Genomic DNA, 23818 nt, shown 5'->3' with positions numbered 1-23818 from the left:
TCACGTGCGCTCCTCCAGGGTTCGGTAGTCGACCTTGCCGGTGCCGAGCAGCGGCAGCCGGTCCACCGCGCGCACGTCGAACCCGCTCCAGTGCAGCCCGAGGCGGGCGCCCAGCTCCTTGGCGACCTCCCGGCGGGCGGCGGCACCCGCCTCCTCCACCCACACGACCACCCGGTCGTCGCCGGCGACCGCGGCCACCGGCCCGTGACCGGGCAGCAGCCACTCCAGGTCGTCGAGGTTGACCCGGACGCCGAAGACCTTGCCGATGCGCCGCAGCCGGCCGTCGATGTAGAGGAAGCCCTCGTCGTCCAGGTGGCCGAGGTCGCCGGTGCGCACCATGCCGCCGAGGTCGTCGCCGCGCATCAGGTCGGCGGCGTGCTCGGCGTAGCCCATCATCACGTTGGGCCCCCGGTAGACGACCTCGCCGTTGTCGATCGACAGGGCGCCGCCCGAGATGGCCGGCCCGACCGAGGTGGGCTTGTCGGCGAGCCGCTCCGCGGGCAGCATGCTGATCCGCGGCGCCTCGGTCATCCCGTACATCTTCACCAGGCCGCCGCCCGCCTCGGACATCCGCCGGCCGAACTCGGTGACCAGCTCGCCGCGCAGCCGCCCGCCCGCCTGGGTGATCATGCGCAGCTTGGGGTGCGCCGACGGGTCGAACCGCAGCCGGCGCAGCATCTCGAAGTGGTACGGCACGGTGGCGAGCACCGTGGCGCCGAAGGACTCGGTCAGGGACCAGAACGGCCGGTCCAGCAGCCCGTGCTCGGTGACGAGGACGCCGGCCCCGGCCGCCAGGTGGCAGTTGAGCGTGGTCAGCCCGTAGGTGTAGTGCAGGGGGAGGGTGGTGGGCCACAGGTCACCGGGGGCCAGGCGCAGGGCGCGGGCGACGGTGCGCGCGTTGGTGAAGACCGCGGACCGCGACAGCCGTACCAGTTTGGGGTTGCCGGTGGAGCCGGAGGTGGTGAGCAGGACGGCGAGCTGGTGGTGGGGCTGCGGCGCGCCGGGACACACCCAGGAGTCGCCGTCGGCGCGGTAGCCGTACGGCGGCGCGAGCGCGGCGGGCGGGCCGGCGACGACGGCGGGGGTGAACCGGGCCACCAGGTCGAGCAGGAAGTCGGCGGGCAGGCCGGGGTCGAGCAGCGCGACCGGCCGGCCTGAGGCGAGGGCCGCGAGGTAGCGGATCACCGCCTGGGTGCGGGTGGGCATCGTGGTGAGCATCAGCCCGGGAGGCTGGGCGGTCAGCCGCTCGGCGGCGGCGGCGATCTCGCCGACGAGCCGCGGCCCGGCCAGCTCGGTGCCGGTGGGGCCGTCGACCAGCCGCGCGGAGGGATGGGGGAGCGCCGTCACCGGATCACCTCACCGAGCACGCCGGCCACCGTCACGGGACCGCCCCGCTGTGGTCCGAGCGCCGTCACAGGACGGCCCTGCTGTGGTCCGAGCGCCGTCACAGGACCACCCCGCCGTCCACGCCGATCACCTGGCCGGTGACGAACCGGGCGGAGTCGGACAGTAGGAAGGACACGACGGAGGCGACGTCCTCCGGCTCGGCGAGCCGGCCGAGCGGGGTCGCGCGGACCCGCTCCCGCGCGGCGGCGTCGTCGAGGGAGGCCAGCATGGCGGTCCGCACGAAGCCCGGCGCCACGGCGTTGACCCGGATGCCGGCCGGACCGAGCTCCTTGGCCGCGGCCCGGGTGAGACCGGCCACCGCCGCCTTGGTCGCGCCGTAGACGGCCTGGCCGGGGGAGCCCTTGGTGCCCATGACCGAGGAGACCAGCACGACCGAAGGCGCGACGCCGCGGCGCAGCAGCCGGACCGCCTCCTGCAGCGTGTGCGTGGCGCCGACGGCGTTGACCTGGAACAGCCGGGCGACCGCCGGCCCGCTCATCATGCCGAGCGGCCCGGCGTCGTGGATGCCCGCGTTGACCACCAGTCCGTCCAGCCGCCGGTGCAGCCGGTGCACCTCGCGCATCATGGCGGCCACGGCGGCGAGATCGGCGACGTCGCCGTGCACGGCGGCGATCTTGGCTCCGGTCTCCGCCGCGAGCGCCGCCGCGGCGGCGGCCACCGGGCCCTCGGTGCGCCCGTGCAGGACGACGGGGTGCCCGGCGCGGGCGAGCGTGCGGGCGATCGCGTGGCCGATGCCCCTGGTCGACCCGGTGACCAGGGTGACGCGTGGCTCAGCCTGCGGTGACGACACCGTGCTTGTCCAGGAGCGTGACGGCCTTGGCGAAGGAGCTCAGATCGAGCACGTCATCGGTGTCGATCATGATGTCGAACTCGTCCTCGATCGCGGCCACCAGGGACATGTGGGCGAGGGAGTCCCACTGCGGGATCGCGCGGTACTCAAGGCCGTCGACGTCGGCGTCGGGGGCGTCGGGGGCCAGGTCGAGCGTGCTCCTGAAGACGGCGCGCAGGCGGTCCAGATCATCCATGTCGCCTCACCATATGTGTAGGGATAACAACGGAGTGTAGTCCTCTCGTGTCGACAGGTCTCCCGCATCCGCCGTCTGACGGGACCGGTGGGTTAGTGTTACCTGTCGCGACCGGATGATCACGCATCGTGATGGACCAAGGTAATGGAAGCGTATAGGCCGCCGCGCGCCTCCCGGAAGCCGTGCTTAGGTCGTGCCGAGGAGCCGCCACGGGCCGTCGTGGTGTCGCTCAGGGGGTGCTGAGGGGGTGTGATGGACGAGTCCAACCACTGGTACGGGCATTCGCGGATCCTCGCCCGCTACTGCGGGGTGGAGTCCGGCGAGGTGCCGCGCGTTCAGGGGTTCGTGCAGCACGGGTGGAACTACCTGCACGGGTTCCCGCCGAACGACCGCTGGTGCACGCCGGGCTATCCGCGGTTCGTCTGGTCCGACGTGCTGCGCAGGCGCGGCTGGTCGATGGGACGGCGCGGCCACTACGTCATCGGCTCCCCGTGGGCCTACCTTCTCACGATGGAGCCCGACCTCGGCTACGTCCCGGAGGACGAGCGGACGGGGACGATCTGGTACCCCTTCCACGGCTGGGAGAAGGCCGCGGTCCGGGGTGACCACGCCCGCCTCGTGGAGGAGATCCGCGAGGTGGAGCGGGGGCCGGTGACCGTGTGCCTGTACTGGCTGGAGTACCGCGAGCCGGAGATCCGGCACCAGTACGAGACGGCCGGTTTCCGGGTGATCTGCCACGGCGACCGGGGGAGCCGCTGGGACGCCCGCGGCGCGCACTTCCTCCGCAACCAGGCGGCCGAGCTGCGCCGCCACCGCCGGGTCGCGTCCAACCGCCTGGGCAGCGCGGTCTTCTACGGCGCCTCCCTCGGCTGTGACGTCGCCGTCTACGGCGATCCGATGGTCCTCGCCGACGAGCGCCCCGAGTACGGCGGCGCCGGGCGGCGGACCCGGCTGTGGCCGGAGCTGCACGGCCCCGACGTGGACCGGCGGACCGCGCGGGAGATCGCCGACGCCGAGCTGGGCTTCGAGCACCTGGCCGGTCCCGACGAGCTGCGCCTGCTGCTGGGCTGGGCGAGGGGGGTCGCCGCGTGAACGCCGCCGATGACGCCGCCGAGACGATCCCGCCCAACGTCCACCTCGTGGGCGGCGAAATGCTCCTCTGGTCCGACATCCCCGTCATCCCGTCTCCCGCCCCCGACCCCGCCACAAGCGACCCCGCCACCCTTGCCCCGGCGGACCCCGCGACGGCAGACCCTGCGACGAGGGGCGTCGCGAGCCCCGCTCCCGCCGCCCCCGTCATCCCCGGCCCGGCAGGCCCCGCGACGGCGGGATCTGCGCCGGCGGGCCTCGCGCCGACGGGCTCCGACGCGGCGGGCGCCGACCCGATCGGAGACCCGCCCGGACACGTGGCCGGAGATCCGGCCGGAGACCCGGCCGGAAGCGTGGCCGGTGGGGTGGTCGATGGGGCGGCTGTTTGCGTGGCGGGGGTGGGTGTCTCCCGGGATTCCGGTGCGCGGGGGGTTCCCGGTGCCGGCTGTGGGGAGGTGCTGCGCGAGCTGGTGCGGCGGGCGAGCCCGGCGCCCGGCCGGGTGTTGCTGCTGGGGCCGCACCCGGATGACTTCGTGGACTGGCTCGTCGGGCGGGCCCGGTCGGTCGCGGTGGCGCTGCGGTCGTTCCCGGACGCCCGCCGTCTCGGGGAGCGGCACGCCGGGCGGGCCGGGTTCGCCGTCTACTGCGGGCAGTTCACCAAGCTCGCCGGGATGGAGCCGTTCGACGTGGTGCTCGCGCTCGACGGGTTCGAGCGGGTGCACTCGGCCGAGTCCGCCGAGCATCCGTGGCGGGACACCCTCGCCGAGGTGGCCGCCCTGGTCGCGCCCGGCGGCACGGTGGTCATCGCCACCCGCAACGAGCTGGGCGTGCAGACGCTCGCCGACGCCCGCCCGCACGCGCGGGCCGACGGCGACTGGTTCCCCGGCGGCTTCGACGAGACCCGGCCCGGCGGCCACGAGCGGCTGATCGGCGCGCTGGAGTCGTACGGGCTCACCGCCGGCGCCTGCTACGCGGCCTTCCCGACGGCGGAGGCGCCGCGGGCGCTGTTCGCGATCGACGCCCTGCTGCACGAGGGCCGCCCGCTGCCGGACGCGGTGACGGTGCCGGCGTGCGCGCGCGACCACGACGGCAGGTCCGTGGTGGCCGACCCGGTGCAGCTCGCCAGGAAGGCGTTCCGCCGCGGGCTCGCCGCCCGGCTGGCGCCCTCCTGGGTGACGGTGGCCCGCCGCGTCCCGGCGGCGGAGGGCGGCGAGGTTCCTCCGGCGCAGAACGAGCAGGCTCAGGCGGCGGAGGGCGAGCAGGTTCCCGCGGCGAAGGGCGAGCAGGCTCTTGCGGTGGAGGGCGAGCAGGTTCGCGCGGTGATGGGCGAGCAGGCTTATGCGGTGGAGGGCGAGCAGGTTCCCGCGGTGAAGGGCGAGCAACTTCCTGTGGCCGGGGGCGGCGAGGTTGCTGCGGCCGGGCGCGGGGAGCTGCCGCTCGGGCTGGCCGAGGACGACGTGTGCGGCCCGCCGTGGACCCTGGTGCAGGAGCTGCGCAGGGACGGGCGGGGCCGGTGGACCCGGCACGTGCCCGGTGACGCGGCGCCGGTCGCGCTGGACCGGGTGCGCCGCGACCCCGCGATGCTCTCCGGCGCCGTGCCCGAGGGCAGGGTGCTGGCCGAGGTGCTGCTGACCGCCTGCGCCTACGACGACGTGCAGACCATCAGGCAGGTGCTGCGGCAGCTCGGCGGCTGGCTGGCCGCGCGCTCGCAGGACGGGATGCTGCCGGGAGAGCTGGTCTTCGCCACCGCCGACAACGTCGTCTGGGACGGCGAGCGGCTCCAGTTGCTCGACCCGAGCTGGGCGCTGGCCGAGCCGGTGCCGCTGGAGGTCGCGCTCACCCGGGTCATGCGCCGCTTCGCCGTCGCCCTGCTCCGCTCCGGCGGCCACCACCCGTGGCCGTGGTCCGCGGACCCCGAACGGCTGACCGCCACCCTGCTCTCCTTCTGCGGCCTCACCCTCGACCGGGACCACCTGGAGCGGGCCGTCGCGCTGGAGGAGGAGATCCGCGCCACTCTCGGCGCCGCCGCGCCCGGCCGGCAGGCTTCGCCGGAGAGCTACCGGCGACTGCTCGCCGTACGGGACCGGTTGAGCGAGACGCTCGCCGACGCGCAGGCGCGGATCGACCGGCTGGAGGTCAAGCTCACCGCCAGGGAGCGCGAGCTGCGCAGGGCCAAGATCAAGTTGAGGAACACCCGCAGGCGGCTGCGGGCGCTGCGCCGTAGCTTCGGCAAGCGGGTGGTGCAGGGGATGTCCCGCCCGCCCGGCATGGCGGCGCGGCTGCTCAAGGCGCTGCGCGGCTGAGGGGGGAGCACTGATGCCGCGCCCGCTGCTCTCCGTCGTCGTCCCCTTCCACAACGTGGAACGGTACGTGGACGCCTGCCTGGCCTCGATCACCGCCCAGACCCTCACGGATCTGGAGATCGTCTGCGTGGACGACGGATCGGCCGACGGCAGCGCGGACATCGTCGCCGGTCACCTGGCCGCCGATCCCAGGATCGTCCTGCTGACCCAGCGCAACCAGGGGCTCGGACCGGCGCGCAACGCGGGCGTGGCCCGGGCGACCGGGCGCTACCTCGCCTTCGCCGACAGCGACGACCTCGTGCCGCCGCACGCCTACGAGCGCCTGGTCGCCTCGCTGGAGGCCACCGGCTCCGACCTGGCCTGCGGGAACGTACGGCGGATCGTGGACGGCCGGCCGCGCGGGTCCTTCACCCACCGGGACACGTTCGCCGTGACGATCCTGGGCACCCACGTCCGCGAGCACACCGGCCTGGTCCGCGACCGGATGGCCTGGAACAAGGTCTACCGGCGCGACTTCTGGGACCTGCACCGGATCGCCTTCCCCGCCCGGCTGTACGAGGACCAGCCGGTGACCATCCCGGCGCACGTCCTCGCCCGGTCGGTGGACGTGCTGTCCGACGTGGTCTACCACTGGCGGGAGCGCGACGGCGCGGGCGGCGCGTCGATCACCCAGCGCCGGCTGGAACCGGCCAACCTGCGCGACCGGTTGATCTCGATCCAGCAGACCGCCTCCTTCCTCGCCGTGCGCGCGCCCGAGCTGAAGCCGCTGCTGGACAAGGAGTCCATGGAACGCGACCTGCCGGTGGCGGTCGAGGCGATGACGCTGCTCGGCGCGGCGGACCGGGCGCCGCTGCTCGACCTCGCCTGCCGCTACCTGGACGGCGTGGACCGGCGCACCTGGCGGGAGGTCGCCGCGCTCACCCGGCTGAAGCTGCGGCTGCTGCACCGGCGGATGATCCCGGAGATCGCCTCCGTGCTCGCGTACGAACGGGCCGAGCCGGTCGTGCTGGTGCGTCCGCGCGGGACGCTGGTGCGGCGCTGGTACGCCGACTACCCGCTGCGCGGCGACCGGCGGCTGACCGGTGACTGCCATGACGTCACCGCGGAGCTGGAGGTGGCCGGCGAGATCGACCGGCTCGGCTGGCGGGACCGGCGGCTGACCGCGCGCGGCCGGATCCGGGTGCCCGGCGTCCGGCCCGCCGACCTGGCCGGCGGCACGCTGAGCCTGGTGCTGCGGGAGGGCGGGGACGACGCGGCGCTGCTCGTGGCGGCCTGCCGGGTGCCGCGCCCGGGGCGCGCCTTCGCCGCGGGGCCGGGAGCGGTGGCGTTCCGGCCGCACGGGCAGGGGTTCGCGTTCGAGGCCGATCTGACCAGGGTGCTGACCGGGCCGGGCGGCGAGTGGCGGGAGGGGCTGTGGCAGCTCTGCGCCGAGGTGGCCGTGCGGGGCCTGCGGATCACCGGCCGGCTGGCCGCCCCGGTGGGCGACCGGGTCTTCTGCCGCGGTCCGCTGCGGGCGGGCGACGGCCTGTGGATCATCCCGTCCGCCGGTCCAGGCCGCCGCTTCCGGATCCGGGTACGGCAGGCGAGGGCGGCCGTCACCGACCGGGCGTTCGGGCCGGGCGGGCTCGCGGTGTCCGGATGGGCCTCCGGATGGGCGTCGGGGTGGGCGTCCGGCCGGGCGCGCGGGGCCACGCCGGGGACCGCCGAGATCAGCCTGATCAGCGAGGACGACGAGGAACGCGTGCTGTCCTTCCCCGCCAGGACGGACAGGACGGAACGGGCGGACGGCGGGACGCGGTTCTCCGCGATCCTCCCGTTGCACTCCGTCGCCCCGCTCGCCGGCTCCGGCTGGCGGCTCGCGCTGCGGCGCGCGGACGGCCGGGGCACGCCGCTGGCCCTCGACGCGGCGGCTCACCTCGAAGGGACCTCGGGGCAGCGGCGGTTCGTCGTGACCAGGTCCAGCCAGTGTCACTTCCTACTGCGAGAAAGGACCGAGATCCGTTGACTGCACTGCCCGCGTCTCCGTGGACGCTGGACAGCGTCCCCGGCTCGTTCACCGAGACCGACATGCGCGTGTTCGAGTGGCTGCTCAGCTACCAGGCGCGCCGCCACACGCCCGGCGACCTGCTCGAAATCGGGGTGCATCTCGGCAGGAGCGCCATCGTGCTGGGCCGCCACCTCCGTGAGGGCGACGTGTTCACCGTCTGCGACCTCTTCGGCTCCCCGGCGCCGGGCGAGGACAACCGGCGCGAGGTGACAGAGCTGTCCCCGGCCCCGGACCGGGACGCCTTCGAGATCAACTACCTCGCCTACCACAGCACGCTGCCCGAGGTCGTGCACGGACCGTCCGCGTCGGTGGCCTTCCATGTGAAGCCTGGTTCGTGCAGGTTCGTGCACCTGGACGCCTCGCACCTGCACGCCGAGATCAGCGCCGACCTCGCGGCGGCCCGGGAACTGCTCGTCGAGGGCGGCGTCGTCGCCGTGGACGGCTACCGCTGCCGGCGCACGCCGGGCGTGGCCGCCGCGGTCTGGGAGGCGTTCTCGGCGGGCGGGCTGCGGCCGGTCTGCCTGAGCCCGGGGAAGTTCTACGGCACCTGGGGCGACCCCGGCCCGATCCAGGACGAGCTGGTCGCCTGGCTGGCCGAGCGGCCGGACGAGTGGACCGTCGCCGAGGAGACCGTGGCCGGTCGGCGGGTCATCCGCCTGGACCGCGACCCCGCCGACGCCGCCGCGCCCGGCCAGACGCTGCCGCTGCCCGAGGTCGCACCGGAGGCCGCGCAGGAGGCCGCGCCGGACAGCCCCCAGGAGGGTACGCCGGCGCCCGCCCCGGTGAAGGCCCCCGCGTGGACGAGCACGCGCTCCGCCAAGTCGCGCCGGGCCAAGGGAAAGGCGGGCAGGGGGAAGCGGAAGAAGTCCTGGCGCCACCGCCTGGCCAGGAAACTCGTGCCGAACGCGCTGCGCAGGCTGCGCCGCCGCTGAACCCGCCCCGATCGGACCGCCCGATCGGACCGCCCCGATCGAGCCCATCACGATCGAACCCGTCACGATGCCACCGGGACCGCGCCGGTGGCATCGCCTTGCCCGCCCTCAACGCCCGCCCACAACGCCTCCCCTTCAGCGCAGGACGGTGGCGAGGGACTCGGCGACGTGGTCCTGCTGGGCCTCGGTGAGACCGGGGAAGAGCGGCAGCGAGAGCTGCTCGGCGTAGTAGGACTCCGCGCCGGGGCACATGCCGCGCCGGTAGCCGAGATCCTCGAAGGCCGGGTGCCAGTAGGCGGGGACGTAGTTGACCTGGACGCCGATGCCGGCCGCGCGCAGCCGGTCGTAGACCTCGCGCCTGCGACCGTCGTGCACCCGGACCGGGTAGAGGTGCCAGGCCGGGTCGGCGTGCGCCCGCCGTACCGGGAGGCTCAGGCCGGGGAGGCCGGACAGCAGGGTGCCGTAGCGGGCGGCCAGGGCGGCGCGGCGGCTGCGGAAGGCGGCGAGGCGGCGGAGCTGGCTGACCCCGAGCGCGCACAGCACGTCGGGCAGCCGGTAGTTCAGCCCGAACTCGTGCACCTCCTGGTGCCAGCCGCCGTGGCCGGGTTCGCGCTGCCGCGCCGGGTCGCGCACCAGGCCGTGGTTGCGGAACGCCGCGGCCCGCGCCCGCCGCGCCGGGTCGGGCACGGCGACCGCGCCGCCCTCGGCCGTGGTCACCGTCTTGGTGGGGAAGAAGGAGAACGTCGTCAGGTCGGCGAGTGAGCCGACCGGGCGGCCCCGGTAGGCGGACCCGATGGAGTGCGCTGCGTCCGCGACGAGCACCGCGCCGGCGGCGTCCGCCACCGCGCGCAGCTCGTCGTACTCCGCGGGGTGGCCCGCGTAGTCCACCGCGGTCACCGCCCGGGTGCGCGAGGTCATTGCCGCCCGCGCGGCGGCCGGGTCGAGGTTGGCGGTGTCCGGCTCCACGTCGGCGAAGACCACCCGGGCGCCCAGCAGGTGCGCGGTGGACGCCGTCGCCACGAACGTGATCGGCGAGGTGACCACCTCGTCCCCCGGCCCGATCCCGGCGGCGGAGTAGGCGACGTGCAGGGCCGCCGTGCCGGAGGTGACGCTGACGCACGGCACCCCGCCGGTCCACAGCGCCAGCTCCTCCTCGAAGGCGGCCACGGCCGGCCCGGTCGTCAGCCAGTCGCCGCGCAGCACGGCGGCGACCGCCTCGACGTCCTCCTCGGTCACCGACTGCCTGCCGTAGGGCAGCATCAGTCCTCCACGGCGAGTATGCCGCGCAGTTCGTCGGCCGACAGCCAGGACTCGTTGCTGTCGGAGCGGTAGGAGAAGCCTTCGGGCAGCCGCTCGCCGTCGGTCGGCGGGGTGTACCCCCAGGTGGCGATGGCCGGCTGGACGACGTAGCGGTCGGCGAGGCGCAGGGTGCGGCGGCCGTCGTCCGGGGCGATCATCTCCTCGTGCAGCTTCTCGCCCGGCCGCACCCCGATCTCGTAGATGGGGCAGTCGGGGGCGAGCGCCTCGGCCAGGTCGATGATCCGCATGCTGGGGATGCGCGGGACGTAGAGCTCGCCGCCCTTCATGAGGTCGAAGGAGTCGACGACGAAGCGGACCGCCTGGTCCAGCGTGATCCAGAACCGGGTCATCCGCTTGTCGGTGATCGGGATGCTCCCGCCCTCGCCGGCCAGCCGGAGGAAGAGCGGCACCACCGAACCCCGGCTGCCCATGACGTTGCCGTAGCGGACGACGGCGAACCTGGTGGGCCGGCCGGCCGCGTAGTGGTTGGCCGAGACGAAGAGCTTGTCGGCGACGAGCTTCGTCGCGCCGTACAGGTTGATCGGGCTGGACGCCTTGTCCGTGGAGAGGGCGACGACCCGGTGCACACCCGCGTCGATCGCCGCGTCCACGACGTTCTGCGAGCCGGAGACGTTGGTGCACACGTATTCGAACGGGTTGTACTCGGCGGTGTCCACCTGCTTCAGCGCGGCGGCGTGCACCACGTGGTCGATCCCGTGCATCGCCCGGGTCAGCCGGTCGCGGTCCCGCACGTCGCCGATGAACCAGCGCAGCCGCTCGTCGGCCCCGAAGAGCCGGCGGGCCTCGTACTGCTTCAGCTCGTCGCGGGAGAAGACCACCACCCGGCGCGGGTCTTCGTGCCGCAGGACGTGCCGGACGAACGCCCTGCCGAAGGAGCCGGTGCCGCCGGTGATGAGAATCGACGATCCGGTCAATACGCTCAACGGTTCTCCCTGTGACTGGACTGCGCCGGTAGCATAGCGCTACCGATCGACTACGGATTGTCACAATGAAGAATGGGGCATGGGTGCGCATCGCCGGGATCGTGCAAGCCCGGATGGGGTCGTCGCGGCTGCCGGGGAAGGTGCTGCGCGACCTGTCGGGCCGTTCGGTGCTGGGCTGGGTGGTGCGGGCGGCGCGGGAGTCGGGGGCGCTGGACGACCTGGTCGTCGCGACCACCGTGGACCGGGCCGACGACGCGGTGGCCGCCGAGTGCGGGCGGCTGGGCGTGCGCTGTCACCGCGGGCCGGTGGACGACGTGCTGACCAGGTTCACCCAGGTCGTCGAGGGTGACCCGGTGCCGCCCGACGCGGTCATGCGGTTCACCGCCGACTGCCCGCTGCTGGACCCGGCGGTGGTCAGGGAGGCGGCGCTCGTCTACCGGGCGGTCCCCGGGCTCGACTATCTGAGCACCGCCCTGCCCGCCACGCTGCCCCGGGGCACCGATGTGGAGATCGCGAGCCGCCGCGCGCTGGCCGAGGCCGACCGCCTGGCCGCCGGCCACCACCGCGCGCACGTCACCTCCTACCTCTACACCCATCCGGAGTCCTTCCGGGTGCTCGGCCTGACCTACCTGCCCGCCGCCGCCGACCTGCGCGTCACGCTGGACACCGAGGACGACTGGCGGCTGATCGGCGAGGTCGCGGCCGAGTTCGGCGACTGTCCCGTGCCGGTCCGCGAGCTGGTCGGCTGGCTCCGGCTCCGGCCGGAGGTCACCGCCCTCAACGCGCACGTCCGGCAGAAGGCGCTGGAGGAGAGCTGACGCCGTTCTGGATCCTGGCCAGGAAGCCGAAGGTGCGGGGCATCGACCCGGTGTATATCGGGCGGGTTGACAGGGGCGGTCGCAGGTGCGAGCCTGCGGGCCCATGTCCTCCCGTTCCGCTCGTACCGGGCGACAGCCGAGGGAGCCGGCCGCGCCCGAGATGCCCAAGACGCTCGTCGACGCCGTCCTCCCCGAACACGACCTCGACGACGAAGGGGCCTATCTCTCGCTGCGGTTCGCCGGCCTCGACCTGACATCCCGCCAGGTGAACGCGGCCGAGTTCGAGGGCTGCCGGTTCGTGGACGCGAGACTGTCGGGCACCAGGTTGCGGCGCACCCGCTTCCTCGACGTGGCGGTCGAACGCTCCGACCTGTCCAACCTGCGGGCCGAGAGCTCGACGATGAACCGCGTCCAGGTGGCCGGCAGCCGGTTGACCGGCATGGTGTGGTCGGAGTGCGCGTTCCGCGACGTCACCTTCGAGGGCTGCCGCGCCGACCTGGCCGACTTCCGGTTCTCCGTCTTCAAGGACAGTGTCTTCCGCGACTGCAAGCTCACCGAGACCAACTTCCACAACGCCGACCTGCGCGGCGTCCGCTTCGAGGAGTGCGACCTCACCGGCGCGCAGTTCTCCGGCGCCCAGATGTCCGGGGCGAGGTTCGCCGACTGCGTCCTCCTCGGCATCGGCGGGGTCACCAGCCTCAGGGGCTCGACGATCAGGAGCCGCGACGCCCTCGGCCTCGCCCACACCCTCGCGGGCGCCCTCGGCATCACCGTCGACGACGACGCCCCCTGACGGCGTCCCCGCTCCGGCGGGTGACGGTCGCCCGGTCGCCGGTGGGGGCGGGGCTGGTTGGCTGGGCGGCACGGCGTCTGCGTTCGGGGGCGAGTGGTGGTACGGGTCGGGATGCGATGTGACGCCGGGGCGCGGATAGGGGTCGGGCATCTCGTCCGGTGCGTGGCGCTGGCCGAGGAACTGCTGGGACGCGGCGTCGAGGTCGTCTTCCTCGGCGACCTCGGCGGCCTCCCGTGGGCGGCGGCGCAGCTCGGCGGCAGGGGACTGGCGCTGCTGCCCGCCGCCGCGCCGGAGGACCTCGCCGCCCAGGCGGCCGTCCTGGGGCTGGACGCCGTCGTGCTCGACTCCTACGACCTGCCGCCGGGCACCGGCGCGGGCCTGCGCCGCGCGGGGATCCGGGTCCTCGCGATCGTGGACGGCGACCGCCGCGGCCTCGACGCCGACGTCTATCTCGACCAGAACCTCGGCGCGGAGACCCGCTACCCCGAACGGGACCGCGCCGAGGGCCGCGTCCTCGCCGGCGCCGCCTACACCCTCCTCCGCGACGCCGTCCGCCGGTTACCGCGCGGAGGGGGCGGAGGGAGCGGGGGCGGGGGACAGGGCGAAGCGGACGGGGGGTCCCGGGACGACGGGGACGCCGTCCGCCGGTGGTCGCGGGGCGAGGGGGACGGCGGCCCGGAGGTGGTACGGGACGGCGGGGACGGTGGCCCGGAGGTGGTACGGGATGGCGGGGACGGTGGCCCGGGGGCGGGGTGGGGTGGTGGGGGCGGTGTTCGTGGGAGGGAGCGGGGGGAGGTGCCGCGGGTGTTGTGCTTCTTCGGGGGGACGGATGCGGCGCGGGTGATGCCGGGGTGGCTGGGGGCGCTGGCGGCGACCGGCGTGCCGTACCTCGGGACGGCGATCGGCGGGGCGGAGGTGGTGGCGCCGGACGGGGCGCCCATCGAGGTCATTCCGCCGACGGACCGGCTGCCCCTGCTGATGGCGCGCGCCGACCTGGTGGTCACCGCGGCGGGGTCGGCGATCTGGGAGCTGCTCTACCTCGGCGTGCCCGCCGCGCTCACCTGGGTGGCCGGCAACCAGCTCATCGGGTACGAGGCCGTGGTGGGGCGGGGGCTCGCGGCCGGGCTGGGCACGGATCCGCGCGCGGCGGTGCCGCTGCTGCGCCGGCTGATCGCCGACCCGGCCGCCCGCGGCCCGTACGGCAGGCGCGGCAGGGACCTGGTCGACGGCCGGGGCAGGGAACGCGTCGCCGACGCCCTCTTGGACCTCACCGGCCACCGACGTCCGGCGGCGCGGGCGTGACGGCCGCAGGGGAGGCCCGGGTGCTCGCGCCCGTGGCGGGGGCGCGAGCGGTTGGCGGGGTGTGCTGCGTCAGCGGCAGTGGACCTTGGTGAGGTTGACCTTGGTCTTCTCGATCCAGCCCGAGAGGCTGATGCACTTGTGCCGGGCCGAGACGTACACCGGGCCCGCGTACTTCTTGAAGTTGCCGTAGTCGTGGTCGGCCTGGGTGCCGTCGGTGACGCTGATGGTGACCGACTTGTAGGTCGCCTTGCCGTACGTGCTCCCGTAGCCGTACGCGAGGGCGCAGTTCTTGCCGGTCCGGGAGCTGTAGTAGACCCGCAGGACTCCCTTCTTGGGGCCCTTGGCCGGGATGTTGTAGGACTTGACCTCGGCGTAGCCGCTGCCACAGGGGCCGGTCGCGTCGGCCGGCGCGGCGGCGAAGGCCACCAGGCCGGTGGCGAAGACGGCCGTGCTCGCCAGGGCCGCGAACTTGCTGCGAATGTGCACTGCGTTCCTTCCGCTGATCGACACCGTCGCTGCGCGGGCCCACGCGGGCCCGGAGGACGGAGGCGCGGAAGATCCTATATGTGCAATAGGGGGCATATGGGGCGTTTGTGTACCCTGGTGTTCCGGTCAGAGAAGATCCCAGGTCAGGGGGGTGCCCTTGGCGGCGTCCCGGGTGAACCTGCGGCCGAGGACGGTGGCGGCCAGGTCGGGATGCAGGCCGCCGGCCGGGCGGATGGAGCGGATGTTCAGCTCGGTGACCGGTTCCCCGGCGCGCACGTCGCGCACCACGTAGAGCGAGCGGCGGAACCGCAGGCCCTCCCGCTCGCCCGGACGCGGCCCGATGCGCGCCTCGCCCAGCGCCCGCCAGGCCCGCTCGCTCTCGGTGACCAGGGCCGACAGCTCGGCGGGCTCCAGCGAGAACGCCGCGTCCACCCCGCCGTCCGCCCTGGACAGCGTCACGTGCTTCTCGACCAGGCAGGCGCCGAGCGCCACGGCGGCGACGGCCGCGCCGATCCCAGGCGTGTGGTCGGACAGCCCGACCACCGCGCCGGTGATCTCCCGCAGCAGCGGCAGGGCGCGCAGATGGCTCTCCTCGGGCCGGGCGGGATACGACGCGGTGCAGGCGAGCACGGCGAGCTCGGCGCACCCGGCCTCGCGGGCCGCCCGCACGGCCGCGCAGACCTCCTCGACGGTGGCCATGCCGGTGGAGACGATCAGCGGCTTGCCGGTCCGCGCCGCCAGCCTGATCAGCGGCAGGTCCACGATCTCCGACGACGCGATCTTGTAGGCCGGCACGCCGAGCGATTCGAGCAGCTCGACGGCGGTCGGGTCGAACGGCGAGGAGAACGCGGCGAGCCCCCGCCGCGCGGCGTGCGCGAAGATCCGCTCGTGCCACTCCCACGGAGTCTGCGCCCGCTCGTACAACCGGTAGAGGCTGGCCCCGCCCCACAGCCGGTGGTCCGCGCCGATCCGGAAGGCCGGCCCGTCGGCGTCGATCGTGATCGTGTCGGGGCGGTAGGTCTGCAGCTTCACCGCGTGCGCCCCGGCGCCGGCCGCCGCGTCGACGATGGCCAGCGCCCGGTCCAGGTCGCCGCCGTGGTTGCCGGACATCTCGGCGACGACGTACGGCGGGTGGCCGGGGCCGATCGGGCGCCCGGCGATCGAGATCACCTGGCGTCGGCCCGGTCGAGCCGCATCTCCACGACCTCCCGCATGACGCCGTCGACGTTCCGATGGTGGGCGCCCACCTCGACGAAGCCGAAGCGGTGGTGCAGCCGCCGCACCGCCATGCTCTCCGCCAGCAGCTCGCCGCGCAGGACGAGCAGGTCGAGCGTGTCGAAGGCGTGGCCGATGGCGGCGCGCTCGATGCCGATCCAGGCGTTGAGCAACTGCTTCGACCGCTCCAGCGCGGCCAGGTCGAGATAGAAGCCCCAGTGGGCGCTGCGCTCGGCCGAGCCGAGGCCGGTGAAGGTGACGACGCCGGTCGCCGTGTGCGCGTGCTCGTAGATCAGCACCCGGCGGCTCGGGTCGTCCCGGATGCCCGCCCACCAGCACGCGTGCTCGGCGCGCCGGATCTCGTGCGTGGTGAAGCTCGCGGCCCGCACCCGGGGGTGGTTGCGCCACCGCCGCAGGGTCTCGACCTCGTGATCCTCGATGAGTCGCAGCATGCCCGCCCCTGACAACCTAGAGCGCCCGGTGATGATGCAGAGGGTAGCGAAGGAGTCTCCGATGGTGAAGCCAAGACTTGGGTAAAGCCGGGATAAGCACGCGGTAGTGCCATCCTCTCGGCGGGCCCCGGGAAGGCACTCTGGGCGCATGCCGCCATTACTCAGTGTTGTCGTTCCCTTCCATGACGTGCAGCCCTACCTGGAGGATTGCCTGGCCTCGCTGGCCGCCCAGACGCTCGACGATCTGGAGGTCGTCATGGTCGACGACGGCTCGCTGGACGGAAGCGCGCTGATCGCCCAGCGGTTCGCCGCGGCGGACGGCAGGTTCGGCCTGCTGCGCGCGGCCCGGCGCGGCGGCCCGGGCCTGGCGCGCAACCTGGGCATCGCCGCCGCGGGCGGTCGCTACCTCGCCTTCGCCGACGCCGACGACGTGGTGCCGCGCAACGCGTACGCGCTGCTGGTGCGCAGCCTGGAGCGGAGCGGCTCCGACCTGGCCTGCGGCGCGGTGAACCGGCTGGACGCCGACGGGCTCACCCCCTCGCCGCTGCACGCCAGGCTGTTCCGCCGTCCCGAGGCCGGCACCCACATCAGGCGCAACCCGCAGCTGATCAGGGACCGCACGGTGTGGAACAAGGTCTACCGCCGCGCGTTCTGGGACGCGCACGACCTCGCGTTCCCCGCCGGGCTGTACGAGGACCTGCCGGTGGCCGTCGCCGCGCACGTCTACGCCGCCAGGGTGGACCTGCTGCGCAAGGTCGTCTACCACTGGCGGGTGCGTGAGACGGGGGCCACCTCCATCACCCAGCGTCGCGGGGAGGCCGCGAACGCGGCGGAGCGGATCGCCTCCCTGGAGCGGGTCCGGGCGTTCCTCGGCGGGCTGGTGCCGATGCTGCGGCCCGCCTTCGACCACATGGCCGCCTCCTGGGACCTCGGCATCGTCGCCGGCGCGGTCGAGACGGCCGAGGAGGACGAACGCGACCGACTGCTCGACGTGACCGGCGCGTTCATCGACCGGCTCGACGAGGAGGCGGTCGCCGCCCTGCCCGCGATCAGGCGGCTGGAGCTGCACCTGCTCCGCGCCCGGATGCTGCCCGAGCTGGCCCGGGTACGGCAGGTCAGGCAGCACGGCCCGCCGCAGACGCCGATCGTCAGGCGGGGACGCGAGACGCCCCGCTGGTTCGCCGCCTACCCCTACTTCGGCGACCGAGCCCGCCGCCTCCCCGACCACCTCTACGACGTCACCGCCGAACTCGAACTCCGGGCCAGGGTGGAGAGCGCCACCCTGGACGGCGGGCGGGTCCGGCTGTCCGGGCACGCCTGCATCAGGCTCGCCGAGTCGCTGCCCGCCACGCTGCGGCTGCACCTGGTGGACCAGGACTCCGGCCGGCGCGTCCCGCTGGTGGCGGTCCGGATCCGCGGGGCGGAGGAGCCGGAGACGGGGTTCACCGTCACCGTCGATCCCGCCGCGCTGACCGGCCCGGGACCCTGGACGCTGCACGCCGAACTGCGCGCCGGGGACGGCCTGGTGCGCTCGGGCCGGGTCCGGGGCGGCCGGCTGGTCGCCGAGGAACGCGACGGCGAGCTCACGGTCATCCCGGCGAGCCGTCGCAAAAGGCGGGCCAAAAGATCTGGCCAAGTCATGGGACGGAGCACCGGCAAAGCCGCCGATAAAGGCCCCGGTAAAGAGTCGGTCAGGACAGCTTCCCAAGGTGGCCAGGCTCCAGTGGCACTACGCCCCGCTTCATCATGCTGGCACTCATGACGACGTACTCGCTGGCGGACGTACGTGCCGTGTGCAAATCACGTGACGCCTGGTGGACCGTGCTCCTGGTGGATCCGATGGCGTGTCGGCTCGTCCGCTTTCTGGCCAGCCGTACCTCGGTCACTCCGAATCAGGTCACCGCCGTCGCGTTTATGTTCGGCGTGTGCGCGGCGGCCTGTTTCAGTATCGGGGAATGGCGCTTCATGGCATTGGGCGCCGTGTTCTTTCACCTGGGATTCGTCGCCGATTGCATCGACGGGAAACTCGCCAGGCTGAAGCGGAACGGCACCGTCTTCGGCCTGTGGCTGGACTTCGCGCTGGACCAGGTGCGCCTGGTGATGTGCTCCTTCGCCCTCGCCTACGGGCTGTACCTGCAGACCGGGCGGCCGGAGGCGGCTTTCCTCGCCGGGGTCATCATCGCCTTCGACCTGGTCCGCTACCTCAACGGCCCGCACATGGCCAAGGTGCGCAAGGCCATGAAGGAACGGCTGGTCGTCGCCCTCAACGTCGCGGGGGACACGCGGGGCGGCCGGGTCAGGCCCTCGGCCAAGGAGAAGGCCGAGGTGCGCGACCGGATCAGGGAGAACCCTTCCACGCGGGAGGAGGCGCAGCGCGGGCTGCAGACGGGATTCCAGGCGCGTTTCCCGTGGTATCTGCGCATGCGGCAGCGGCTGCTCGCCCGCCGTATCCGCACTCACCTGGTGAGTGGCATCGAATATCAAATGGCCGTTTTCGTGGTCGGCCCGATTCTCGGGCCCGCGGCCCTGCCGTACGTGGTCGGCGTCTTCGGGACGCTGCTGATGGTCTTCGAATCGGCCCTGGTTTACAAGCTCTGGATGTCGACGCGTGACTTCAACCGGGCCATGCGGCGCATCGAGTCACGGGAGGAGAGCCGCGCCGGCGCCCCGCTCGTCCGCTGAGACGGCGGCTTTCTCCATCGGTTACAAAGCATTCAAACGGGGGTTTCAATGCAATCGGATCGACCGATATTCATCGTCGGCTGCCCGCGGTCGGGGACCACGCTGCTGCAACTGATGATGCACGCGCACCCGCGGATCGCCATCCCGCCGGAGACCCGGTTCGTGGTGGGGGCCTACCAGCGGCGGCTGTCCTTCGGCGACCTGCGCGAGGCCGACCGGCGCCGCCAGCTCGCGAAGTGGATCGTCCAGCGCCGCCAGAGCAGGTTCTACGAACTGGGCCTGGACGGCGACGACATCACGGAGAAGATCATCGAAGGGCCGGGCACGCTCGGCTCGGCGCTCGGCATCATCCTGCGCGCCTACGCCGAGCGTTTCGGCAAGCCGCGCTGGGGTGACAAGCGCCCGTCGTACTTCCAGAACACCGAGGTGCTGCTGCGCCTCTTCCCGGACGCGCAGTTCGTGCACCTGATCAGGGACGGCCGGGACTGCGTGGCGTCGCTGAAGGAGATGCCCTGGTACAAGGGCAACATCTACAGCGCGGTGTCCGGCTGGGCCGAGGCGATCGACTTCGCCAGGAACGGCTCGCAGCGGCTGCCGGCCGACAGCTACCACGAGCTCCAGTACGAGCACCTGATCAGCGACCCGGCGACGACGCTGAAGGCGCTGTGCGAGTTCATCGGCGAGGACTTCGACCCGGCGATGTGCGAGCCGCACCTGGTGGCCAGCGTGGCGGTGCCGGAGCGCAAGACCTGGCACGCCCGCACGCACGGCGCGGTGACCACCTCCCGGTCGGGGAGCTGGCGGCAGCGGCTGGAGCCGTGGGAGATCTCGCTGTGTGAGACCGTGCTCGGCGAGCGGCTGGAGTCCTACGGGTACGAGCTGGCCGGCGCGCCGAAGGCGCCGATGTCTCGGCTGGCCGCCTACGAGCGGACGGCGGCGCGGCGCAAGCTGTCCCGGATGCGGAAGAAGACCTTCGACCGTTTCGTCCGGATGCGCGAGCCGAACCCGATGGGCGCCCAGCTCACCTCGGCCCAGCTCGCCATCGCCGGGGTGCCCCGGCAGCGGACCCAGTCGCCCGAGCTGGCCTCGAAGTAGCGTCCGGTTCACCGGGTCATGTGGGCGAACATCCGCTCCCAGTCGTCGAGGACCCGTTCCAGCCGGAAGGTCTCGGCGTGCACCCGAGCGGCGGCGCCCATCCGCCGCCGCTCGCCGGGCGAGGCCATCAGCCGGGCGAGCGCCGCGGCCAGCCCGGCGGTGTCGCCCGGTGGCACGAGCAGCCCGGTGTAACCGTGTCTCACCAGTGACCTGACCCCGCCGGACACGTCGAAGGCCACCGCGGGCACGCCGTACGACGCCGCCTCCGCGAGGGCCGGCCCCAGGCCCTCGTGCTCGCTGGACAGGCCGAGCAGCGCGCCGCCGAGGTACTCCTCGGCCATCGCCCCGGCGGGCACCCGCCCGCGGAACACCACCCGGCCGGCCACGCCCTCGGCGCGGGCGTGCCGGCGCAGCCTGCCGAGCTCCGCCCCGTCCCCGATCAGGTGCAGCTCCCACGGCTCCCCGGCGTCCCGGCGGGCGGCGGCGAACGCCGAAATGAGCCGGTCGAACCGTTTGACGCCCTCCAGCCGCCCGACGCCGAGCACCCGGTGCCCGTCGAGCGGCGCCTGCCGGCGCGGCCAGCCGGGCAGCGGGTTGGGGATGGTCCACACGTTGGGCAGCAGGGCCTGGTCGGCGAACCTGGCCGCGTCGTCCGCGCTGAGGAAGACCGCCTGGTCCAGCCGCCACCAGTGACGTCGTACCGAGGCGAGGTGCCAGCAGCCGCGGGCGTGCTCGAAGGACCCGTGGTAGTGCCCGATCGGGGACAGGTGCGGCGGCAGCAGCGCCAGCAGCCTGTTCACCGCGCCCGGCGAGGTCATCACGATGTGCCCCGGGGCCAGGGCGTCGAGCAGCGCGCGCAGCCGCCGGTCACCGAGGCGGCGCGGCAGGCGGCCGACCCGTTCCTGTGGCGCGCGGTGGATGAGGTGCCGCAGGTAGGCGGGCCGTTCGACGTACCTGACCGGCTCGGCGGCCCGGTGCAGGCCGAGCACGTGCACCTCGTAGCCGCGCCCGGACAACCCTTGCGCGATCGTGTGCGTCACCCGCTGGACGCCGCCCAGCGCGTCGGCGTCCAGGCAGGCGAACACCACGGTGCCGGGCTCTCCGCGGTCGGCCGCCCTCACCGGCCCTCACCGGCGGGCTGCCGCCGGGACGCCCCCTGCGGCGGCATGTCCGGCGGCGGCGCGTCCGGCGGCGGCGCGTACGACCGGCCGAGGAAGAAGGCGTCCACGACCCGGGCGGCGGCGTGCCCGCGCTCGTCGGCGCACCAGACCCGGCGGAACTCCGCATAACGCTCGGCGAAGGCGGCCCGGACCCCGTCGAGGTCGCCGAGCGCCTCGATCACCTGCGCGGTGGTGGTCAGGCACGGGCCGGGCGCGATGGCCGGCAGGTCGTAAAGGCTGCCGCGCTCGCACCGGCGGTACTCGTCCCAGTCGTCGATCAGGAAGAGCATCGGCCGCCCGGTCACCGCGTAGTCGCACATCAGGGACGAGTAGTCGGTCATCAGCACGTCGGAGGCGAGCATGAGGTCGTTGACCTCCGGGTACGAGCCGGCCGCGCGGACGAAGTGCCGCACCTCCTCCGGCACCTCGCAGGGCTCGGCCGGGTGGGTGCGCAGCACGAGCACCCATTCGCCGGCCAGCGCCTCGGCCAGCTCGCGCAGGTCGGCCCGGACCGACCGGCCGGAGCCCCCGTCCCGGCAGGTCGGCGCGTAGAGCAGGATCCGCCTGTCGTCGGGGATCTCCAGCCGCCGCCGCACCCTGCGCGGCGCGCCGGGGTCGCCGTGCACCAGCACGTCGCAGCGCGGCGAGCCGTGCCGCAGCACCGGCCCGGCGTACTCGTTGGCGGGCAGGAACGTCCGCTCGAACTCCGCGCCGGGGGAGACCAGCGCGTCCCAGCGGGCCACCGCGGCACGCCACCGGGCGCGCGTCCCCGGGAGGTCGGCGCGCAGGCCGGGGGCGTCGAACCCGACCGTCTTGACGCCCTGGCCGTGCCAGGTCTGCAGGTAACGGGTGCCGGGAGGCTTGGGGAAGTCGAGCGGGAAGCCGTGGCTGTCCACCCAGTAGCCGGCGCGGGCGAGCGTCCAGACGTAACGCCAGCTCATCCGGCGGACCAGCGGGGCCTCGCCGGGGAAGTCCGGCCCGCGCCGCGCGGCCGACCAGACCACTTTGAGCGGCAGCCGGCGCCTGCGCAGTTCCTCGTAGATGTACCGCGGGTTGCCCGTGTAGCCGCGGCCCACGTCGGACTCGAACAGCGCGAGGTCGGGGCGGCGCGGCAGCACCCGGACGAGCCCCCGGTAGACCCGCAGCTTGCCGGTCCGGCCGCCGAGCCGCGCGGTGGCCCGCCTGCGCAGCCGGTTCAGCCGGGGCACCTGGCGGAGCACGCCCTCGCGCCGCCACCGCATCCGCAGCACCGCCGCCGAGCCGTCGGGCAGCACGCTCACCGTGTGCCCGGGGACGCGCACCTCGATCGGCCGCATCGCGGGGCTGACCAGCAGCGCGTCGCTGGTGGTGTGCCCGTCGGGCCGGGTGAAGGAGATCCGCGGCTCCTGCCGCCCGTCGAAGCCGAGCAGGGCGCGCAGCCTGCCCTCGTCGCCGCCGCGCACGGTCGTGGCCAGGTCGACGAGGACCTCGCTGAGGTAGCTGCCGTCGTCCTGGCGGCGCGGCGCCAGCCGGATCCGCAGGTCCCTGACCCGCAGCTCGGCCCGCCAGCCCGCGTGCAGCCGGGTGTCGAGCACGCAGAAGGGGTCGTAGGTGCGCACGGTCATCGCCAGTGTCGGCCCGGCCACCGACAGCTCGGTGACCTCGTGCCGCAGCCTGCTGGCGCTGAACGGCCGCTCGGCCAGGTGCAGGGAGGTGATGTCGAGCCAGGGCTCGGGCGCGGTCCCCCAGTAGGTGCGCCCCTCCCGGCGTACGGCACGCCGCGGCGCGGCCCGCGGGCCGGTGAGCGAGCGGGCGGCGACCTCCAGCTCCTCGATCCGGTCGGTCATGATCAGGTGGCAGCACACCCGGGCGACGGGGTCGATCCGGTCGAACAGCTCGGGGTTCTCACCGGCGATCTCGGTCAGGTACGGCCGGGCGAGCGCGGCGAACTCCTTGACCCAGACCCGGTCCCCGGCGGGCAGCGGATCGAGGTGGACCCGCAGGTCGTGGCGGAGGAAGCGGTGCCGCCGCGCGGGCACGAGGTCGGCGAAGCCGCGCTCGCGCAGCACCTCGTCGGAGAGCCGGGCCGCGTGCAGGCGCTGCCGCACGTTGTCCGGCTCCCTGACGTCGAGCGAGAAGGACGGCTCCCCGGCTGCGTGGTGCCGGTCGTAGACCACCCACGGCACCACCGCGAACCTCCGCGTAGCGCAGAACAGCTTCGCGGTGAAGACGTGGTCCTCGAAGAGGATGCCCTCCTCGAACCACAGGTCGTGCCGGCGCAGGAAGTGCGCACGGAAGAGCTTGTTGGTCGCGAAGGCGTCCAGGAACATCGCGGGGTCCTCGCGGATGCCGTTGACCGCGCGCCGCCGGTAGATCTCGGGGTGGTAGAGCCGCCGGCGCCCGTCGTGCCCGGCTACCAGGCAGACCTGCCCGGTCACGAAGTCGGAGCCGGTGCGCTCGATCTCCAGCAGCATGCTCTTGCAGGCGTGCCGGGTGAGCCGGTCGCCGCTGTCCAGGAACGTCACGTAGGGGGAGGCGGCGGCGGCGAGCCCGTCGTTGCGCGGCGCGCCGCATCCTGAGCTGTTGACCGTCCTGCGGATCGACCGCACCCGGGCGTCCTCCCGGCACAGCGCCGCCACCACCTCGGGGGTCCTGTCGGTGCTGGCGTCGTCCACGATGATCACTTCGAGATTGCGCAACGACTGTCCGAGCACGGACCGCACGGCTCGTGTCAGCCGTGCGGCGTCGTTGTATGTGATCACAACAACACTGCAGTCGGGCATGTGGACC

20 protein-coding genes are annotated in these 23818 nt (G+C 73.8%); 10 read left to right on the top strand and 10 right to left on the bottom strand.

What is annotated here, in order from left to right; all coding sequences use genetic code 11:
• The 3 genes from QSK26_RS03315 to QSK26_RS03305 all read right to left on the bottom strand — a co-directional run bounded on the left by QSK26_RS03315 (position 1) and on the right by QSK26_RS03305 (position 2432).
• Positions 1 to 1347, bottom strand: a complete 1347-nt coding sequence (locus QSK26_RS03315; RefSeq protein ID WP_285773423.1) for an AMP-binding protein — start codon at positions 1345 to 1347, stop codon at positions 1 to 3.
• 97 nt (positions 1348 to 1444) lie between these two features.
• Entirely contained in the window at positions 1445 to 2197 is a 753-nt protein-coding gene (locus QSK26_RS03310) for an SDR family NAD(P)-dependent oxidoreductase (protein ID WP_285773422.1), read from the bottom strand.
• The gene (locus tag QSK26_RS03305; protein ID WP_285773421.1) at positions 2178 to 2432 is read right to left on the bottom strand and encodes an acyl carrier protein; all 255 of its coding nucleotides are present in this window, start codon (positions 2430 to 2432) and stop codon (positions 2178 to 2180) included. The genes QSK26_RS03310 and QSK26_RS03305 overlap by 20 nt, the downstream gene beginning before the upstream one ends.
• A 252-nt stretch (positions 2433 to 2684) precedes the next feature.
• Here QSK26_RS03305 and QSK26_RS03300 point away from each other — a divergent pair, with 252 nt between their 5' ends.
• The 4 genes from QSK26_RS03300 to QSK26_RS03285 all read left to right on the top strand — a co-directional run bounded on the left by QSK26_RS03300 (position 2685) and on the right by QSK26_RS03285 (position 8803).
• The gene (locus tag QSK26_RS03300) at positions 2685 to 3524 is read left to right on the top strand and encodes a hypothetical protein (RefSeq protein ID WP_285773420.1); all 840 of its coding nucleotides are present in this window, start codon (positions 2685 to 2687) and stop codon (positions 3522 to 3524) included.
• A 452-nt stretch (positions 3525 to 3976) separates the two neighbouring features.
• Positions 3977 to 5824 carry a hypothetical protein gene (locus QSK26_RS03295; RefSeq protein WP_285773419.1) on the top strand — a complete coding sequence of 616 codons (1848 nt, stop codon included), beginning with the start codon at positions 3977 to 3979 and terminating at the stop codon, positions 5822 to 5824.
• A 13-nt stretch (positions 5825 to 5837) separates the two neighbouring features.
• The gene (locus QSK26_RS03290) at positions 5838 to 7829 is read left to right on the top strand and encodes a glycosyltransferase family 2 protein (RefSeq protein ID WP_285773418.1); all 1992 of its coding nucleotides are present in this window, start codon (positions 5838 to 5840) and stop codon (positions 7827 to 7829) included.
• Positions 7826 to 8803 carry a class I SAM-dependent methyltransferase gene (locus QSK26_RS03285; RefSeq protein WP_285773417.1) on the top strand — a complete coding sequence of 326 codons (978 nt, stop codon included), beginning with the start codon at positions 7826 to 7828 and terminating at the stop codon, positions 8801 to 8803. The genes QSK26_RS03290 and QSK26_RS03285 overlap by 4 nt, the downstream gene beginning before the upstream one ends.
• A gap of 135 nt (positions 8804 to 8938) precedes the next feature.
• Here QSK26_RS03285 and QSK26_RS03280 read toward each other — a convergent pair whose 3' ends face one another.
• Positions 8939 to 10063, bottom strand: a complete 1125-nt coding sequence (locus tag QSK26_RS03280; RefSeq protein WP_285773416.1) for a DegT/DnrJ/EryC1/StrS family aminotransferase — start codon at positions 10061 to 10063, stop codon at positions 8939 to 8941.
• Positions 10063 to 11046: a UDP-N-acetylglucosamine 4,6-dehydratase (inverting) gene (pseB, locus tag QSK26_RS03275; RefSeq protein ID WP_285773415.1), complete on the bottom strand. Its 984-nt coding sequence runs from the start codon at positions 11044 to 11046 to the stop codon at positions 10063 to 10065. Before pseB ends, QSK26_RS03280 begins: the two co-directional genes overlap by 1 nt.
• Positions 11047 to 11111: 65 nt before the next feature.
• On the opposite strand from pseB, the gene QSK26_RS03270 reads away from it, so the two are divergent.
• The 3 genes from QSK26_RS03270 to QSK26_RS03260 all read left to right on the top strand — a co-directional run bounded on the left by QSK26_RS03270 (position 11112) and on the right by QSK26_RS03260 (position 13959).
• On the top strand, positions 11112 to 11864 hold the full coding sequence (locus tag QSK26_RS03270; RefSeq protein WP_285773414.1) for a cytidylyltransferase domain-containing protein: 753 nt from the start codon (positions 11112 to 11114) through the stop codon (positions 11862 to 11864).
• Between the two features lie 103 nt (positions 11865 to 11967).
• Complete coding sequence (locus QSK26_RS03265) at positions 11968 to 12657, top strand: pentapeptide repeat-containing protein (RefSeq protein WP_285773413.1); 690 nt, start codon at positions 11968 to 11970, stop codon at positions 12655 to 12657.
• A 162-nt stretch (positions 12658 to 12819) separates the two neighbouring features.
• The gene (locus QSK26_RS03260; RefSeq protein ID WP_285773412.1) at positions 12820 to 13959 is read left to right on the top strand and encodes a hypothetical protein; all 1140 of its coding nucleotides are present in this window, start codon (positions 12820 to 12822) and stop codon (positions 13957 to 13959) included.
• A 69-nt stretch (positions 13960 to 14028) separates the two neighbouring features.
• Here the strand turns inward: QSK26_RS03260 and QSK26_RS03255 are convergent, their stop codons facing one another.
• The 3 genes from QSK26_RS03255 to QSK26_RS03245 all read right to left on the bottom strand — a co-directional run bounded on the left by QSK26_RS03255 (position 14029) and on the right by QSK26_RS03245 (position 16112).
• Positions 14029 to 14445: a hypothetical protein gene (locus QSK26_RS03255; protein WP_285773411.1), complete on the bottom strand. Its 417-nt coding sequence runs from the start codon at positions 14443 to 14445 to the stop codon at positions 14029 to 14031.
• Positions 14446 to 14571: 126 nt separating this feature from the next.
• Complete coding sequence (gene pseI / locus QSK26_RS03250) at positions 14572 to 15615, bottom strand: pseudaminic acid synthase (RefSeq protein WP_285773410.1); 1044 nt, start codon at positions 15613 to 15615, stop codon at positions 14572 to 14574.
• Positions 15612 to 16112 carry a GNAT family N-acetyltransferase gene (locus QSK26_RS03245; RefSeq protein ID WP_285773409.1) on the bottom strand — a complete coding sequence of 167 codons (501 nt, stop codon included), beginning with the start codon at positions 16110 to 16112 and terminating at the stop codon, positions 15612 to 15614. Before QSK26_RS03245 ends, pseI begins: the two co-directional genes overlap by 4 nt.
• Positions 16113 to 16260: 148 nt before the next feature.
• Here QSK26_RS03245 and QSK26_RS03240 point away from each other — a divergent pair, with 148 nt between their 5' ends.
• The 3 genes from QSK26_RS03240 to QSK26_RS03230 are packed head-to-tail and all read left to right on the top strand — an operon-like array spanning position 16261 to position 19889.
• The gene (locus QSK26_RS03240) at positions 16261 to 17874 is read left to right on the top strand and encodes a glycosyltransferase family 2 protein (protein ID WP_285773408.1); all 1614 of its coding nucleotides are present in this window, start codon (positions 16261 to 16263) and stop codon (positions 17872 to 17874) included.
• The gene (locus QSK26_RS03235; protein WP_285773407.1) at positions 17871 to 18794 is read left to right on the top strand and encodes a CDP-alcohol phosphatidyltransferase family protein; all 924 of its coding nucleotides are present in this window, start codon (positions 17871 to 17873) and stop codon (positions 18792 to 18794) included. Before QSK26_RS03240 ends, QSK26_RS03235 begins: the two co-directional genes overlap by 4 nt.
• A 48-nt stretch (positions 18795 to 18842) precedes the next feature.
• Positions 18843 to 19889, top strand: coding sequence for a sulfotransferase family protein (locus QSK26_RS03230; RefSeq protein WP_285773406.1), 1047 nt, complete (start codon positions 18843 to 18845; stop codon positions 19887 to 19889).
• An 8-nt stretch (positions 19890 to 19897) separates the two neighbouring features.
• Here QSK26_RS03230 and QSK26_RS03225 read toward each other — a convergent pair whose 3' ends face one another.
• A complete protein-coding gene (locus QSK26_RS03225) occupies positions 19898 to 21010 on the bottom strand; it encodes a glycosyltransferase (RefSeq protein ID WP_285773405.1) in 1113 nt (370 codons plus the stop codon).
• Positions 21007 to 23811 (bottom strand): bifunctional glycosyltransferase/CDP-glycerol:glycerophosphate glycerophosphotransferase, encoded by a 2805-nt coding sequence (locus tag QSK26_RS03220; protein WP_285773404.1) that lies wholly within the window; start codon positions 23809 to 23811, stop codon positions 21007 to 21009. The genes QSK26_RS03225 and QSK26_RS03220 overlap by 4 nt, the downstream gene beginning before the upstream one ends.
• Positions 23812 to 23818 lie beyond the last annotated feature (7 nt).

The organism is Microtetraspora sp. NBRC 13810, from assembly GCF_030268685.1.
Taxonomy (GTDB): Bacteria; Actinomycetota; Actinomycetes; order Streptosporangiales; family Streptosporangiaceae; genus BSRQ01.
Note: the sequence above shows the minus strand (reverse complement) of the source record. Positions and strands in the feature narration are given on the sequence as shown.